The organism is Streptomyces sp. NPDC037013, from assembly GCF_055607265.1.
Window position 1 is genome coordinate 118,832 of sequence record NZ_JBVJRV010000004.1, and the last position, 15,322, is coordinate 134,153.

The following is a 15,322-nucleotide window of genomic DNA, read 5'->3' on the forward strand; positions in this document are numbered from 1 at the left end:
ACGGCGCCCGGACAGCGCTCGGATGGCACGCCGGGAAAAAGTCCGTTGCGACCCCCGCCCCGGGCCCGGGACAGTTGCGCCATGACTACGTCACTCACGCCGCCCGCCGGCCTGACCGTGCGCCCGGCGACGCTCGGTGACGCCCCGGCCATATGCGCCCTGCTCAACGAAGTGGACCTGCTGGAGACCGGCCGCTCCGACACCGTACTGGGCGAGGTCCAGACCGACTTGAGCCACCCCGAGACGGACCTGGAGCGGGACTCCTGGCTGCTCCATGACGGCGACCTGCTCGTCGGGTACGCCCTGGTGTGGGACGAGTCGGGCGGTGAGCGGATCGACGTCGACCACTACGTCCTGCCCGGCCGCCCGCACGGCTCCCTGCACCTGCTCGACCTGCTGGAGACCCGTGCCGCGGAGCGGGCGGCGGCCAACGGCGCGCCCCGCGCCGTGGTGCACCTGCACCTCTCCGCCACCCCCACCACGGACCCGGCGGACCTGCGCGCCCGCGGCTGGCGCACCGTGCGCCGGTACAACGTGATGGAGCGTCAACTGCACGCGGAATCCGATGGGATACCCGCGCCGCCGCCCGGTGTGACCCTGCGTCCCTGCCTTGCCGAGGACGACCGCAGGCGCGCCCACGCCCTGCTCCAGGAGTCCTTCGAGGACCACTTCGACCACCAGCCGCGCACCTACGCGCAGTGGCTCGACGACATCGGTGCCGAACGCGTCGACTGGTCGCTCGTCTGGATCGCCCACGTCGACGGCATCGGCGACGCCGCCGTGCTGCGCACCCACAACGACCGTCCCTCGGCGGGCTGGATCAGCAACCTCGGGGTCCTGGCCGCCGCGCGCGGGCGCGGACTCGGCAGCCACCTCCTGCGCCACGCCTTCGGCCACTACGCGCGGCTGGGCCGCGACCGCATCGGCCTGGGCGTGGACACCGACAACAGCAGCGGCGCCCTCGCCCTGTACGAGCGGCACGGCATGAGCCTCGACCACGCGGTCGACACCTGGGAGTTGATCCGCCCGGCCGGCCGGCCCGAGTGAGCCGGGCCGACCGGACGGATGGGGTGCCGGCGCCGGGGAGGATCTAGCGCAGCGTGCTGCCGAAGAGCGCCTCGACGTCCGGCGCCCCGACGTCCTTGGGGCCGAAGGCCACGGCGCCCGACGTCGTCAGCCCCGACGACGTGCCGCGCAGCGACCACAGGGCGCCCGCCCGCGCGTTCTCCTCCACGGACGACGCCGTGAGGTCACCGTGACCGTCGCCCGTCACGTCCAGCAGCGTCACGGCCGCCCCGAACTGGTCGTTCTTCTCGGCGACCCCGGGGACACCGGCCGTGTCCTGGTGGAAGGCCTGCGCGCCGTCGCCCGTCACGCCACCGGCGTCCGAGATCCCGCCCGCGGCACCGCGGACGAGGACGACCGAGCCCGCGTCGACGACGCTCCCCACGTTCTCGCCGGGCACGCCGACCGCGATGTCGGCGTAACCGTCGCCCGTCACGTCCCCGACCGCCACCGAAGCGCCGAAGTGGTCGCCGGCCTCTTCGGCGCCCGGCACGCCCGGCAGGTCCTGGTCGAACTTCTTCAGGCGCTCGTTGAGGCCCTCCTTGGAGCCGAAGGCGACCATGACCCTGGTCTCGTAGTCGGAGGCGCCCACCACCAGGTCGTCGTAGTGGTCGCCGTTGACGTCGCCGACGGCCAGGGCGCCCCGGGCGCCCGGCGCGTCACCGCGCTTGAAGCCGGTGGGGCTGCCGTACAGGACGCTGTTGATCCACTCGCCGTCGCCGTAGTAGTCGTTCATGGCGATGTCGGCACGCCCGTCGCCGTTGATGTCGCCGACGGCCTTGGGGACCACCGGGCCCTTCACGGAGATCGGACCGTCGACGCAGGTCTCGGGCTTCTCCCCGCAGGACGGGTCGGGCTGCTGCTCGCTCTCGTAGCTCCACCACTGCGACTTGTCCATGAAGTCGAGGGTCGCGGCCGGCGTCCCGGTGCGGGCGATCGGGCCCTTCCACAGGCGGGCGCTCTGGCCGATGGCGTCGTCACCGTGGGAGCCCGCCCCGGCGAACAGCGCCAGGTCGGTGGTGCCGTCGCCGTCGAAGTCGCCGGCCTGCGGCGCGAAGCCGAACGTGGCGATGGCGGTGCCGCCGGTGAGGCCCTGCGGGGAGCCCCACAGGATCACCGAGCCGGACGCGGGGTTCTGGTCCACGCCGACGACGAGGTCGGTGTAACCGTCCCCGTCCAGGTCGCCCTTGGTGAACGTACGGCCGAAGCCCTGCTTGGCGGTGGCCGAGCCGGGCACACCGCTCGTGGAGCGGCTGACGACCTTCTTGTGCGCCGGGTCGAGACCGTCCTTCGAGCCGTACGTCACCACGACGTACCCGGCCTGCGCCTGGCCGGAGACGGTGCCGCCCGGGGCGCCGACGACCACGTCGGCGAAGCCGTCGCCGTTGAAGTCGTCGGACGCCCCGGCCGCGGCCGCGCGGCCCGCGTCGGCGGCCGGCTCGGCCGCGCCGGCGGTGCCCTGCCCGAGGGTCAGGGCGGAGAGGCCACTGCCCACCAGCAGGGACGCGGCGATCAGGGGCATGGTGAGGCGGGCTCTGCGACGGGTGCGTGACATACGTTTTCCCTTGGTTCCCTCGGTGCGTGGTGTTCCCGGCGGTTGGTGATCGGTTCACCACCGGTTCACATCGGCCGAACACTTGACCTGCCACGACCACCGAAGGTTGTACGGGGCACCACCCGTCACATGCGTCACGGCCCGCGCCGTCATACGGCTACTGCGGCACGTTCAGGACGAAGTCGAAGTCCGCCTCCTTCGCGCCGCCCACGGAGCGGACGTTCATGAGCAGCCGGGGGTCGAATATCGAGTCCGTGTTGTTGCGCGGCTCGCCGGGGAAGTACAGCTGCGTGGTGAGGATCGGACGGCCCGGTGCCTGCACCTTGACGTGGAGGTGCCGGGTGCGGCCGGGGTAGAGGCCGGGCACGATCGTGGTGAGTCTGAACGCGCCGTTGGCGTCGGTGAACTGGTGCCCGCGGAAGCGGTACCCCGCGTTGTCGTACGTCCCGTAGGTGTCCGCCTGCCAGAAGTCGAGCAGCGCCCGGGCGATCGGCCGGCAGGCGAGTCCGAAGACGTACCCGGTGACCGTCAGCCGCACGCCCGGGGTGCCGGGCTGGACGAGCGTGCTCCGCTCCGGGGAGTTGGGCTTGAAGTACGGGCCCTCCATCTGCGGGATCGTCGGGTCGTCCCCGTCGTCACAGGACGGGGTCGCCTCCGGTGCCTCGCCGCGCTGGCCGGCGGTCCGGGCCAGGGCGGGCACGCCCATGAGGGTCACGGGCACCGCCATGCCCATGGCGGCGGCGGCCCGCAGTACGGTCTTGCGGCTGGGGCCCCGGCCGCCGTTCACCCGCGCGCCGTCGCCCGCGGGGGTGCCGTCGGCACCGCCGTCCGCGTCGGTGCGCCGGTCGTCTCCTATGCCATCGCTGTCCATCGCTCCTCCTGAGCCTGAAGGGGTTGGGCGGATTCCGGATCGGCTATGAAGCTATGCGCGGGATCCGGGACCGGCGATGGACTCAAGCCGGTGGTCGTGGTGAATATCGCCGACGCCGCGACGGAAGTCCCCGGGGCTCGCCCCGGTCTCGCGGCGGAAGAAGCGGCAGAAGTAGGCGGGGTCGCCGAAGCCGACCCGCCCGGCGATCTGACGGATCGACAACTCCGTGCGCAGCAGCAGCCGTTTGGCCTCGTGGACCCGGGCCTGCCGGATCAGCTCGCCGGGGGTGCGGCCGGTGGCCGATTTCACCGCCTCGCTGAGGTAACTCACCGAGACGCCCAGGCTGTCGGCGCACGAGCGCACCGACTGCGGGGCGCCGCCGGGGGTGCCGAGCAGCGTCACGAACTCCGTGGCCACGGAGCGCGGGCGGGAGCGCGCCGCGTCCGGCGCGGGCTCCGGCGGCGGCAGGAGCGGCACCGCCGCGGAACGGGGCGCGGGCAGCCGTGCCGCCCGTATCACCAGGATGTGCAGCAGGGCCCGCAGCACGCTGTGGAACCCGTCGGCCCCCGTCCGGTACTCGGCGTCCAACTCGTCCACCAGCCGCGTGACCGCCTCCTGGGCCCCCTCGGCCAGATCCAGCCAGGAGCGCCGGGCGAGCGTCCGCAGGACGTGCCGGTCGGCGGGGTGGTCGACGAGGAAGTCGTCGGTGAAGAGGATGACCCGGCCCTCCAGACCGGTGACATCCTCCCACTGGTGGACCTGGCCCGGCGCGATGAAGCACAGGTTCGGCGGGCGCAGCGTGAAGCGGCTCAGGTCGACGACGTGCCCGCCGCTCCCGCCGGTGACGTGGACGATCTCGTGGAAGGTGTGCCGGTGCGGGAAGGGCGCGCGCGACATCGGGCCGATGGTGTCGAACGTGCCGATGGCGAACGGCAGGGCATTGGGCATCGGCACCTGGAGCCGGTGCGTCGGCATGCCGTCCTCGCCCGGCTCGCCGTTGTTGCCCTCGCCCGGTAGGACCGTGTCGCCGCGCATCCGCACACCCCTCGTCGGCTCTCGGATCGTCGACCCCCGCCGGAGGCTGGTCCGGACCAGCCGGCTCCCACCATGGCACGCGCGCCCCGGGACGGTCAGCGGCGCGATTGCGCCGAAGCCGCCGCGTCACCTCCGGGCACGCGGGTGGCGGGCACGCCCCGGGAGCGGTAGACGACGTACGGGCGGGCGAGGTAGCCGATGGGTGCGGTGAAGGCGTGCACGAGACGGCTGAAGGGCCACAGGGCGAACAGGGCCATGCCGAGCAGGGCGTGCACCTGGTAGGCGAGGGGGGCGTCGGCCATGGCCGTCACATCGGGGTCGAGGGCGAACAGCGAGCGGAACCACACCGAGACGCCCAGGCGGTAGTCGTAGGAGTCGGGTCGGAGAGTGGTGGCCGTGGCGGTGAGGCCGGCCAGGATCACGCAGACGAGGACCGGATAGACGACGCGGTCGCTGCGGCTGGTCGCCGCGCGCACGGCGGGCACGCGCAGCCTCCGGTACAGCAGGACCACCAGCCCGGCGAGGGTGGCGAGGCCCGCGGTGCCCCCGACGAGCAGGGCGTTGGCGTGGTAGAGCCACTCGTGGACGTGGACGCTCTCGGTGAGGGATTCGGGCACCAGCAGCCCGATGGCGTGGCCGGCCACCACGAAGAGGAGCCCGTAGTGGAAGAGCGGCCCGCCGACGCTCAGCAGCCGGTGCTCGTGCAGCTGGCTGGAACGGGTGGTGAAACCGAAGCGGTCGTAGCGGTAGCGCCACGCCGACCCGGTGACGAGGAGGGCGAGGACGAGATAGGGCAGGACGCCCCACAGGGCGATGTGCAGGTGGTTCACCGGGAAGTCTCCTCCGCGTGGGGGGCGTCGGGAGCCGGTCGGAGCCGGGGGATGGGGAGGGTGACGAGGCCGACCGACTCGGCGGGCGGGCCGGTGCGGGCGATCCGGAGGGCCGCCTCGCGGGTGGCCGGGCCGGTGCCGGGCAGGGTGTGGCAGATGGCCTCGACGACGTCGGTGTAAGGGCTGTCGTGGGCCGCGAGGCCGAGCCGCAGCAGTTCGAGGGCCGGGCGGTGCTCGGTCAGGAGCCGCGTCCCGGCGTCCGGCACGCGGGCGGCGAACTCCAGCATGAGCGGCAGGAAGTCGGGCAGCTCGTCCTCGGGCGGCCGCCAGCCGTGCTCGCGGTAGAGGGCCTTGAGCGCGGCGAGGGCCGGCCCCCGCCGCCGGGTGTCGCCGTCGGAGTAGTACGTCAGGTACAGGCACCGCCGGCGGCTGCGGTCGAACGTGGCGACGTACCGGGCGGCGAGCGTGAGCGCGTCGATGCCGCCGACGCGCTCGCAGAACCGCCGCAGGAGACGGATGTCGGGGCCGGGCACGGGTTCCAGCACGGTCCGTACGGTGCGCAGCCGCTCGGGCCAGCCGTGGTCGGGGTAGCCGAGCAGCAGCGCGGCCGCCTGGTGGACGACGGCGCGGCTCACCGGGCGCCGCCCCGGGCGCCCGGGAAAAGGCCGTCGGGCCGTCCGCGGCCGTTCCAGTTCAGCAGGTTGACCCGGTCGCGCAGCGACGTCCCGGCGTGCTCGGGCTCCCTGCCGGGGGCCGGCGCGGTGTGGAAGGCGTCGGCCTCGTACATGCCGGGGCCGCCGTGACCGTCCAGGCTGCAGCCCGCGTCGAGGTCGTCGGCGGGCGTCTTGGCGGTGTAACTGGTGGGGACGACGTACCGCTCGTCGTACTTGGCGAGGGCGAGCAGCCGGTACATGGCCTCGATCCCGTCGGTGTCCATGCCGACGGCGCGGGCGATGGCCGGATCCTGCTCCTCGCCGAGGTTGACGCGCCGCATGTGGGAGCGCATCGCCGCCAGCCGGCACAGCGCGTTCTCCACCGGGACCGGGTCGCCCGCAGTGAACAGCTCCGCGAGGTAGCCGACGGGGATGCGCAGCGAGTCGATGGCGGCGAAGAGCTTGGCGGGGTCCTCGCCGTCGTGTCCGCTGGCGGTCAGCGAGTCGACGACGGGCGAGAGCGGCGGCACGTACCAGACCATGGGCATGGTGCGGTACTCCGGGTGCAGCGGGAGCGCCACCTTGTACGTGCTGATCAGCGCGTGCACGGGGGAGCGGCGGGCGGCGGTGACCCAGTCGTGCGGGATGCCCGCCGCCTCCGCGGCCCGCGCCACCTCCGGGTCGTCCGGATCGAGGAAGCACCCCAACTGGGCCTCGTACAGGTCCTGTTCGTTCTCGGTCGCGGCGGCCTCGCCGACCTTGTCGGCGTCGTAGAGGATCACCCCGAGGTAGCGCAGCCGGCCCACGCAGGTCTCCGAGCAGACGGTCGGCTGGCCCGCCTCGATGCGCGGGTAGCAGAACGTGCACTTCTCGGCCTTGCCCGACTGGTGGTTGAAGTAGACCTTCTTGTACGGGCAGCCGCTCACGCACATCCGCCAGCCGCGGCAGCGGTCCTGGTCGACGAGGACGATGCCGTCCTCGACGCGCTTGTACATGGCGCCCGACGGACACACCGCCACACACGACGGGTTGAGGCAGTGCTCGCAGATCCGCGGCAGATAGAACATGAACGCCTGCTCGTACTCCAGGCGCACCTGCTCGTTCATCTTCTTCAGCATCGGGTCGCCCGCGATGTGCTCCGGGCCGCCGCCGAGGTCGTCGTCCCAGTTCGGCCCCCACGTCACGGCGGTGGGCTCGCCGTCGATCTGGGAACGTGGCGACGCCGTCGGCACGTCGTCGCCGAGCGGCGCGTTGATGAGCGTCTCGTAGTCGTACGTCCACGGCTCGTAGTAGTCGGAGAGCGAGGGCAGTTCGGGGTTGGCGAAGAGCCGGGCGAGGCGCCGGGCGCGGCCCCCGCTGCGCGGCACGAGACGGCCGTGCTTGAGCTGCCAGCCGCCCCGCCACTTGTCCTGGTCCTCGTAGCCGCGCGGATAGCCCTGTCCTGGACGGGTCTCGACGTTGTTGAACCACACGTACTCGGTGCCCGAGCGGTTGGTCCAGGTCTGCTTGCAGGTGACGGAGCAGGTGTGGCAGCCGATGCACTTGTCGAGGTTCATCACCATCGCCACTTGTGCCATGACGCGCATATCAGTACTGAACCTCCTGGGCGCGGCGGCGGATCACGGTGACCGCGTCGCGCTGGTTTCCGGTGGGGCCGTAGTAGTTGGGGGCGAAGCTGAGCTGCGCGTGGCCGCCGATCAGATGGGTCGGCTTGATCAGGAGCTTGGTGAGGGCGTTGTGGACGCCGCCGCGCCGGCCGGTGGCCTCGGACTTCGGCACGTTCACCAGGCGTTCCTGGACGTGGTACATGAACACCGTGCCGGGCGGCATGCGGTGCGAGACGACGGCGCGGGCCACGACCACGCCGTTGTTGTTCTGCGCCTCGATCCAGTCGTTGTCCACCACGCCGATCGCCTCGGCGTCGGCCACGCCGAGCCAGATGACCGGGCCGCCCCTGGCCAACGTCTGCATCAGCAGGTTCTCCTGGTACTCGGAGTGGATCGACCACTTCGAGTGCGGGGTCAGGTACCGCACCGTCACCGACCGCCCCTCGCCGTCCGCCACCGGCTGCTCGCCGAGCTCGGCGAGGTTCAACGGAGGCCGGTAGACGGGCAGTTGCTCCCCGTACTCGGCGATCCAGGGATGGTCGAGGTAGAAGTGCTGGCGCCCGGTGAGGGTGTGCCAGGGCTTGAAGTGCTCGGTGTTGATGGTGAACGGCGCGTAGCGGCGCTCCGGGCCCTCCTTGCCCGACCACTCGAAACTCGCCCCGACCTGCACCGGCCGTGCCTGCGTGTCGGAGAACGTGATGCGCCGCTCGGCCACCGAGGCCGCCAGCTCGCCGAGGCCCGTGTCGGCGCCGCAGCGCTCCGCCAGCCGGTCGAAGCCCTCGGCGGCGAGGCGGCCGTTGGTGGTGCCCGAGAGGGCGAGGATCGCCTCGCACATCTTGACGTCCGTGTCGAGCAGCGGCAGCCCCCGCACGGGCGCGTGACGGGCGGTGCCGCAGCGGCCGGCCAGCCAGTCGATCTCCGGCTGCGGACGCACGGTCACCCCCTTGACCGTCATGCCCCGCTCGCCGGTGAGCGGGCCGAGCGCGGCCATCTTGTCGCCGATGGCGGTGTAGTCCCGCTCCACGAGCGTGAATTGCTGCCCCGTGGGCCCGTCGGGCGGCGCCTCGCCGGACGTGTCGTGCAGCAGCGGGGCGGCGACCAGGTCGTGGGCCACGTCGAGGCGGCCCGCGGCGAGCCGGCTGACCTCGGCGGCAAGGCCGTGGAAGATCTCGAAGTCGGTGCGGGCCTGCCAGGGCGGATCGATCGCGGGGGAGAAGGCGTGCACGTAGGGGTGCATGTCCGTGCTGGACAGGTCGTGCTTCTCGTACCAGGTCGCCGCGGGCAGCACCAGGTCGGCGAAGAGGCCGGTGGACGTCATGCGGAAGTCCAGCGAGAGCAGCAGGTCGATCTTGCCGCGCGGCGCCTCGTCCCGCCAGGTCACCTCGCGCGGCCGCTGCTCCGGGCCCGCTTCCTCGGCGCTGGCGTTGTCGGAGGCGCCGAGCAGGTGCCGCAGGAAGAACTCGTTGCCCTTGGCGGACGAGCCGATCAGGTTGGCGCGCCACACGGTGAGCACCCGCGGCCAGTTGGCCGGATCATCGGGGTCCTCGCAGGCGTACGACAGGCTTCCCGCGTCGCGTTCGGCGGCCACCCACTCCGCGGGGTCGGCGCCGGTCTCGTGCACCCGCCGCCCCAGGTCCAGCGGGTTGGCGCCGAACGTCGGGTACGAGGGCATCCACCCCTGGCGCACGGACCGGGAGACCAGGTCCGCGGTGTGCAGCCCGGCGAGGTCGCCCGGCGCGGTGGGCGCGGCGAGGGTGTCGGCGGTGAACTTCTCGTAGCGCCACTGGTCGGTGTGCAGGTACCAGTACGGCGTCCCGGCCATCTGCCGTGACGGGCGCACCCAGTCCGCCGCCGAGGCCAGCTGCTGCCAGCCGGCGTACGGCCGCACCTTCTCCTGCCCCACGTAGTGCGCCCAGCCGCCGCCGTTCACGCCCTGGCAGCCGGTGAGCAGCAGCAGGGAGAGGAACGACCGGTAGATCGTGTCGGAGTGGAACCAGTGGTTGGTGCCCGCCCCCATCACGATCATGCAGCGGCCCCTGGTCTGCTCGGCGGTACGGGCGAACTCCCGCGCCGCCCGCACCACCGCCTGCGCGGGAACCGAGGTGACCGCCTCCTGCCAGGCCGGGGTGCAGGGCGTGGCCGCGTCGTCGTACGACACCGCCGAACCGCCCAACCCCTCGCGCCCCACGCTGTACTGAGCCAGCATCAGGTCGAAGACCGTGGTCACCAGGCGCCCCTCGACGCGCAGCGCAGGGACCGTGCGCCGGACCGTCTCCCCCTCCTCGTCGAAGCGGGGCAGGACCACCTCGGCCGTCTCCGCGCCCGGGTGGCCGTACAGGGTCAGGAGCGGGTCGATGTCGCCGAGGTCCAGGTTCCAGCGGCCTTCGCCGGCCTTGCCCCAGCGCTCGCCCAGGGTGCCGTTCGGGACGGCCGGCCGGCTGGTGGCCGCGTCGTAGAGGACCGGCATCCAGCGGCGCGCGTCGGCCGTGGCCTCCTTGGCCAGATCCAGGTCGCGGGCGGTGACGAACGCACCCGGCGTGCGGGTGCCCGCACCGCGCTCGTCGAGCGCGACGAGGAAGGGCAGGTCGGTGAAGCGCTTGACGTAGTCCGTGAAGTACGGCACCTGCCGCTCGACGAAGCACTCCCGGAGGATCACGTGCCCCATCGCCATGGCCAGCGCGCCGTCGGTGCCCGGATGCGGGTGCAGCCACTCGTCGGCGTAGTCGGGCGAGACCACGACGACCTTCTGCCCCCGGTAGCGGGCCTCGGCCATCCAGTGGGCGTCGGGCGTACGGGTGACGGGGACGTTGGAGCCCCACAGCATCAGATACGCCGCGTCCCACCAGTCACCCGACTCCGGTACGTCGGTCTGGTCGCCGAACACCTGCGGCGAGGCGATCGGCAGATCCGCGTACCAGTCGTAGAACGACAGCATCGGGGCGCCGATCAGCGAGTGGAAGCGGGCGCCGACGGCGTGCGAGGCCATCGACATCGCCGGGATCGGCGAGAAACCGGCGATGCGGTCGGGCCCGTACTCCTTGAGGGTGTGCACGTGCGCCGCGGCCGCGATCTCCAGGGCCTCGTCCCAGCCGATGCGCACGAGCCCGCCCTTGCCGCGCGCCGACTGGTAGCGGCGCCGCTGGTCGGGGTCGCCCGTGATCTGCGCCCAAGCCGCGACCGGGTCGCCGCCGAGCCGGCGCTTGGCGTCCCGGAACATCTCCACCAGTACGCCGCGCGCGTGCGGGTAGCGCACCCGGGTCGGCGAGTACGTGTACCAGGAGAAGGAGGCGCCGCGCGGGCAGCCCCGCGGCTCGTAGTCCGGGCGATCGGCGCCCGCCGACGGGTAGTCGGTCGCCTGCGTCTCCCAGGTGATCAGGCCGTCCTTGACGTACACCTGCCAGGAACACGAGCCTGTGCAGTTCACTCCGTGCGTGGACCTGACCACCTTGTCGTGCGCCCAGCGGTCGCGGTAGGGCTGGTCGTTGACCTCCTGGTCCGTGCGGAACACCGCCCTGCCCTCGGGCGTCGTCGGCGCCCTCTGCATCAACTGCCCTACGGCGAAAAGGCGTTCAGCGGCATCTGCCGCGATCCGCTCCGCCTTCGCCCTGCCACGTCCCATGCCACGGACTCCCCTCGGGGACCGGCCTGCCGGAACGGTCAACTCCGGCATGCGTCTGTCGACGAACGAGCATCAGACTCCTCTCGCCGGGCCCGTGACGTGGATCTCAATCCGGCCAGTTGGTTGTACCTAGAAGTTATTTTTCTTGCTCTTGGTACGGGACGTTGGGATACGAGAGCGGACCAGCACGGTTCCTTTACCCCCAGGGGGTGGGAGTCGACGGTCCGCGACAGGGGAGGCACACGCGGTGATCGTCTGGATCAACGGCGCGTTCGGCAGCGGCAAGAGCACGCTCGTGGACGCGTTGCGTCCGCTCCGGCCCGCAGCGCTCGTCTACGACCCGGAGACGGTCGGCTTCCTGCTCCGGCGGATCGTCGAGGTGCCGACCGGCGACTTCCAGGACCTCAGGCTCTGGCGCCGGCAGGTCGCCTCCCTCGCGGTGGGACTCGTCGAGGAGTACGGCCGTCCGCTCCTGGTCCCCATGACGCTGGTCGACCCCGGATACCTCACCGAGATCTTCGACGCTTTCGGGGAGGCGGGCGTCGAACTCCACCACTTCTTCCTGGAGGTCCCCCGAGAGGTATTGGAGAAGCGGATCGACGCCAGAAGCTTCACACCGGACGACCCCGAGCAGGACGAACGCGTCCGACGCTGGTGCAAGGACCGGATCGGCCCCTGCCTGGCGGCAGCGCGAAAGATGCCGGACGACACGGTCTTCCTCAACGGCGAACTGCCCCCGGAGGACCTGGCGGACCAGATCCTGGCCGGGGTGCCGGCCCTCTGAGCCCGCCGATTCCCCGCCACCCCTGTCCGGATCCCACCCACCGCACCACGGAGGTACGCGCACCCGTGAACGCCGCCGGCTACTTCCAGGCCATCGACGACCACCACTACAAGCCCACCCCGCACGCGAGCGGCGCGTGGAACACCGACGAGCAGCACTTCAGTCCGCTCGGCGGGCTCCTCGTCCACGCCATCGAGCGGCACCTCGCCGGCGCGCGCCCCGACACCGGCCTGCTGCTCTCCCGGATCAGCTTCGACATCCTCGGCCGCCTCGCCCTCGACGAGTGCGAGATCCGGGTGGAGACCCTCAGGCCGGGTCGCACCATCGAACTCGTCGAGGCCGTCGCCGTCATCGCGGGCCGCCCCGCCGTCCGGGCCCGCGCCTGGCTGCTCGCCTCCGGCGACACCGCGGCGGTGGCCGGCGGCGGCGCGGACCCGCTCCCCGCGCCCGAGACCCTCACGCCCTGGCGGATGGGCTCCGTCTGGCCCGGCGGGTACATCGCCTCCCTGGACGTCCGGCCGACGGCGCCCCCGCGGCCCGGCCGCACCACCGCGTGGATCTCCACCCCGCTCGACCTCGTGGCCGGGCAGAGCGCGAGTCCCCTCGCCTCCTACGTCGCGCTCGTCGACACCGCCAACGGCATCGCCGCGCGCGAGTCGCCCACCGACTGGATCTTCCCCAACGTCGACCTCACCATCCACCTGCACCGGCAGCCCCGGGGCCGCTGGGCCGGACTCGACACGACCGTCGCCTTCGGGCCGACCGGGCAGGGGATCACGAGCACCGTCCTGCACGACGTCGCGGGCCCCGTCGGTCACGCGCAGCAGATGCTCACCGTCCGCCCGGTCGGCGGTCCGGTCGGCCCGGGAAGTCCCGGCTAGCCGAGGGCGGTCCTCACGTGGCCGGTTCCGTCGCGAAGCGGGTCATGGTCCGGATGGTCGCCTCCGGGGTCATGGGCCCGCCGCCGGCCGACGCGTCCCGCAGCTCACGGAAGTACTGCACGTACAGGTCCGGCGTGAACGTGCTGAGCAGGACGGCCGGCCGGTCGGTCACGTTGGCGAAGGTGTGGGGTGCCCCGGCCGGGACCATCACGAGCGTGCCCTGCGCCGCGTCGTGCTCCTCCTCGCCGACCGTGAACCGCACCGTGCCGGAGATGACGTAGAAGCCCTCGTCGTGTTGGGCGTGCCGGTGCTGGGGCGGCTCTGGCGTGTGCGGGACGAGCACGGACTCGGCGATGCCGAGGCGGTGCCCGGTGTTGCCGCCGTCCTCCAGGATCCGCATCCGCGTGGTGCCAAGGACGATGACCTCACCCTCGCCCGGGCGCACCACGGACACGGCGGGGACGGTGACCGGCTCGTGGTTCCCGCCGTCTTCGGTGTTCTCGATGTCGTCGCTCATGCCCCGATTCCACGCCCCGGACCCGGCCGCCGTCCAAGACCTGTTCCGGCCCGCCGATACCGCGTGGGTATCGTGGCCGGATGGAGCTGCGCGCGCTGCGCTATTTCGTGGCGGTCGCCGAGGAACTCCACTTCGGCAGGGCCGCCGCCCGGCTGCACATGAGCCAGCCGCCGCTGAGCCGCGCGATCCGGCGTCTGGAGACCGACCTCGGCGCCCCGCTCTTCGACCGCTCCCCGGCCGGTGTGACCCTCACCCCCGTGGGCGCGGTCCTGCTCGACGAGGCGCGCGCCCTGCTCGACCGGGCCGACCGGGTACGCGCCCGTGTCGCGGCCGCCGCCGGCGCCGCGACCCTCACCGTCGGCGTCCTGGGCGGCGGCACCGACCGGGGCGCGGCCCGCCTGGCCGACGCGTTCCGCCGACGGCACCCGCACGTCGAGATCCGCGTCCGCGAGACCGACCTGACCGATCCCACCTGCGGACTGCGCGCCGGCCTCGTCGACGTCTCCCTCACCCGCGGCCCGTTCGACGAGAGGGGCCTGGCCGTACGCGAACTCCGCGCCGATCCCGTGGGGGCGCTGCTGCGCGCCGACGATCCGCTGGCCGCCCGCGACACCCTGGAGCTGGCCGACCTCGCCGACCGCCGCTGGTTCGTCTTCCCGCAGGGCACCGACACCGCCTGGCAGTCGTACTGGAACGGCGGGGCGCCGCGCACGGGCCCGGTGGTACGGGCCGTCCAGGAGTGCCGGCAGGCGGTGCTGTGGAACGGCGGCGTCGGCATGACCCTCCTCGACGACGATCCGCCGGAGGGCCTCACGGTGGTCCCCCTGACCGACATGCCACCGAGCCGGGCCCTGGTCGCCTGGAACACCTCCGACCGCAACCCGTTGGTCCACTCCTTCGTACGGACGGCAACCACCGCATACCGATGACCGAGCGCCACACCGGGTGCTGGAGGCCGAAACCTGTGGCTGCCCGGCGGCCCGGGGCGGTGGCACGATGCGGGACCATGGATGAGCGAGACAGCCCCGCGGCGCAGGCGCTGCGTCTGGTCACCACCCGTTTCCCGCACGCCCTGGGCGCCCTCCTGGGCGGCTCGGCCGCCCACGGCCGCGCCACCCCGACGAGCGACCTCGACGTGGCCGTACTCCTGCCGGACACGGACACCACCCGCCGCGAGGTGACCCGCCACGAGGGCCGCCCGGCCGAGCTCTTCCTCAACACCCTCGCGGACGTGCCGGAGTTCTTCGCGTGGGACCGCGCCCGCCGCCGCGGCACCGTCCTGTTCCTCTATGAGCGGGGGCTGACCCTGTTCGACCCCGACGGACACATCTCCCGTACCCGCGAACTCGCCGCAGCGGTGCTCGCCGAGGGCCCGCCCCCGCTCCTCCCGGCCGAACGGGAGCAGGGCCGCTACGGCCTCACCTGCTACCTGGACGACCTGACCGACACTCCGCCGGCCGACCGGTACGAACAGCTCGCCCTCGCCGACTTCACCCTGCGCGAAGCGGCCCATCTCCTCACCGCGCATCACAACGCCTGGACCGGTATCGGCAAGTGGCTGCCCCGCAGGCTGCTGGACGCCGATCCGGTGCTCGGCAAGGCGCTGCTGGACGGTCACCGGGCGGTGGCCGAGCATGGTGATTCCGGGCCGCTGGCCGCCGCGGTCGGGCGCGTGCTCGGGGTGGTCGGGGGGCCTCTGCGGGAGGGGTACGTGCGTTTCTGGCGGCCCTGAGGCGCGTGGGGCGGGGCGGCCCGCCGAGGGCGCGGTGAGGGATTCGTGTGACGCGTGGCGCCGGGGGTACCCGCTGCGCACGAGATCCCGGCCCGTCCCGCCGGTTCACCCATCGGGTCCGTCCAGTGTGTGGCGCGCCACGGACTGCGTGAACCTGTGAGAGGGGCCCAGAC

Annotated in this window: 12 protein-coding genes and 1 pseudogene; 5 read left to right on the top strand and 8 right to left on the bottom strand. The window is 72.7% G+C overall.

Annotated features, from left to right (window positions below; translation table 11 throughout):
• The first annotated feature begins 81 nt into the window (after window positions 1-81).
• On the top strand, window positions 82-1,047 hold the full coding sequence (locus tag ACZ7DY_RS15075) for a GNAT family N-acetyltransferase (RefSeq protein WP_471134859.1): 966 nt from the start codon (window positions 82-84) through the stop codon (window positions 1,045-1,047).
• A gap of 43 nt (window positions 1,048-1,090) precedes the next feature.
• On the opposite strand, the gene ACZ7DY_RS15080 is transcribed toward ACZ7DY_RS15075, so the two are convergent.
• From ACZ7DY_RS15080 to ACZ7DY_RS15110, 7 genes and pseudogenes are all read right to left on the bottom strand, one after another.
• The gene (locus ACZ7DY_RS15080) at window positions 1,091-2,620 is read right to left on the bottom strand and encodes an FG-GAP and VCBS repeat-containing protein (RefSeq protein WP_471134862.1); all 1,530 of its coding nucleotides are present in this window, start codon (window positions 2,618-2,620) and stop codon (window positions 1,091-1,093) included.
• A 160-nt stretch (window positions 2,621-2,780) separates the two neighbouring features.
• Window positions 2,781-3,353, bottom strand: a pseudogene (locus ACZ7DY_RS15085) (dioxygenase family protein); the annotation flags it as partial.
• Window positions 3,354-3,542: 189 nt separating this feature from the next.
• The gene (locus ACZ7DY_RS15090) at window positions 3,543-4,526 is read right to left on the bottom strand and encodes a helix-turn-helix transcriptional regulator (protein WP_471134864.1); all 984 of its coding nucleotides are present in this window, start codon (window positions 4,524-4,526) and stop codon (window positions 3,543-3,545) included.
• 95 nt (window positions 4,527-4,621) lie between these two features.
• Window positions 4,622-5,356 (bottom strand): respiratory nitrate reductase subunit gamma, encoded by a 735-nt coding sequence (gene narI, locus ACZ7DY_RS15095; protein WP_471134867.1) that lies wholly within the window; start codon window positions 5,354-5,356, stop codon window positions 4,622-4,624.
• Window positions 5,353-5,991 (bottom strand): nitrate reductase molybdenum cofactor assembly chaperone, encoded by a 639-nt coding sequence (gene narJ / locus ACZ7DY_RS15100; protein ID WP_471134870.1) that lies wholly within the window; start codon window positions 5,989-5,991, stop codon window positions 5,353-5,355. The genes narI and narJ overlap by 4 nt, the downstream gene beginning before the upstream one ends.
• On the bottom strand, window positions 5,988-7,595 hold the full coding sequence (narH, locus tag ACZ7DY_RS15105) for a nitrate reductase subunit beta (protein ID WP_471134872.1): 1,608 nt from the start codon (window positions 7,593-7,595) through the stop codon (window positions 5,988-5,990). The genes narJ and narH overlap by 4 nt, the downstream gene beginning before the upstream one ends.
• A 1-nt stretch (window position 7,596) precedes the next feature.
• On the bottom strand, window positions 7,597-11,235 hold the full coding sequence (locus tag ACZ7DY_RS15110) for a nitrate reductase subunit alpha (RefSeq protein ID WP_471134875.1): 3,639 nt from the start codon (window positions 11,233-11,235) through the stop codon (window positions 7,597-7,599).
• Between the two features lie 247 nt (window positions 11,236-11,482).
• Here ACZ7DY_RS15110 and ACZ7DY_RS15115 point away from each other — a divergent pair, with 247 nt between their 5' ends.
• Window positions 11,483-12,019 carry a P-loop nucleotide/nucleoside kinase family protein gene (locus ACZ7DY_RS15115; protein WP_471134878.1) on the top strand — a complete coding sequence of 179 codons (537 nt, stop codon included), beginning with the start codon at window positions 11,483-11,485 and terminating at the stop codon, window positions 12,017-12,019.
• Window positions 12,020-12,084: 65 nt separating this feature from the next.
• Window positions 12,085-12,900 (top strand): thioesterase family protein, encoded by an 816-nt coding sequence (locus tag ACZ7DY_RS15120; protein WP_471134881.1) that lies wholly within the window; start codon window positions 12,085-12,087, stop codon window positions 12,898-12,900.
• Window positions 12,901-12,913: 13 nt separating this feature from the next.
• On the opposite strand, the gene ACZ7DY_RS15125 is transcribed toward ACZ7DY_RS15120, so the two are convergent.
• On the bottom strand, window positions 12,914-13,417 hold the full coding sequence (locus ACZ7DY_RS15125; RefSeq protein ID WP_471134883.1) for a cupin domain-containing protein: 504 nt from the start codon (window positions 13,415-13,417) through the stop codon (window positions 12,914-12,916).
• Window positions 13,418-13,497: 80 nt separating this feature from the next.
• On the opposite strand from ACZ7DY_RS15125, the gene ACZ7DY_RS15130 reads away from it, so the two are divergent.
• Together ACZ7DY_RS15130 and ACZ7DY_RS15135 are read left to right on the top strand one after the other, a co-directional pair.
• Window positions 13,498-14,346, top strand: coding sequence for a LysR family transcriptional regulator (locus ACZ7DY_RS15130; protein ID WP_471134886.1), 849 nt, complete (start codon window positions 13,498-13,500; stop codon window positions 14,344-14,346).
• A gap of 77 nt (window positions 14,347-14,423) precedes the next feature.
• Complete coding sequence (locus ACZ7DY_RS15135; protein ID WP_471134888.1) at window positions 14,424-15,149, top strand: nucleotidyltransferase domain-containing protein; 726 nt, start codon at window positions 14,424-14,426, stop codon at window positions 15,147-15,149.
• The last annotated feature ends 173 nt before the right edge of the window (window positions 15,150-15,322 follow it).

Excerpts from the sequence above, each read along its gene's own strand:
- ACZ7DY_RS15075 (WP_471134859.1), top strand. The coding sequence starts at position 82 with ATGACTACGTCACTCACGCCGCCCGCCGGCCTGACCGTGCGCCCGGCG.
- ACZ7DY_RS15080 (WP_471134862.1), bottom strand. The coding sequence starts at position 2,620 with ATGTCACGCACCCGTCGCAGAGCCCGCCTCACCATGCCCCTGATCGCC.
- ACZ7DY_RS15090 (WP_471134864.1), bottom strand. The coding sequence starts at position 4,526 with ATGCGCGGCGACACGGTCCTACCGGGCGAGGGCAACAACGGCGAGCCG.
- narH (WP_471134872.1), bottom strand. The coding sequence starts at position 7,595 with ATGCGCGTCATGGCACAAGTGGCGATGGTGATGAACCTCGACAAGTGC.
- ACZ7DY_RS15110 (WP_471134875.1), bottom strand. The coding sequence starts at position 11,235 with ATGGGACGTGGCAGGGCGAAGGCGGAGCGGATCGCGGCAGATGCCGCT.
- ACZ7DY_RS15125 (WP_471134883.1), bottom strand. The coding sequence starts at position 13,417 with ATGAGCGACGACATCGAGAACACCGAAGACGGCGGGAACCACGAGCCG.
- ACZ7DY_RS15130 (WP_471134886.1), top strand. The coding sequence starts at position 13,498 with ATGGAGCTGCGCGCGCTGCGCTATTTCGTGGCGGTCGCCGAGGAACTC.
- ACZ7DY_RS15135 (WP_471134888.1), top strand. The coding sequence starts at position 14,424 with ATGGATGAGCGAGACAGCCCCGCGGCGCAGGCGCTGCGTCTGGTCACC.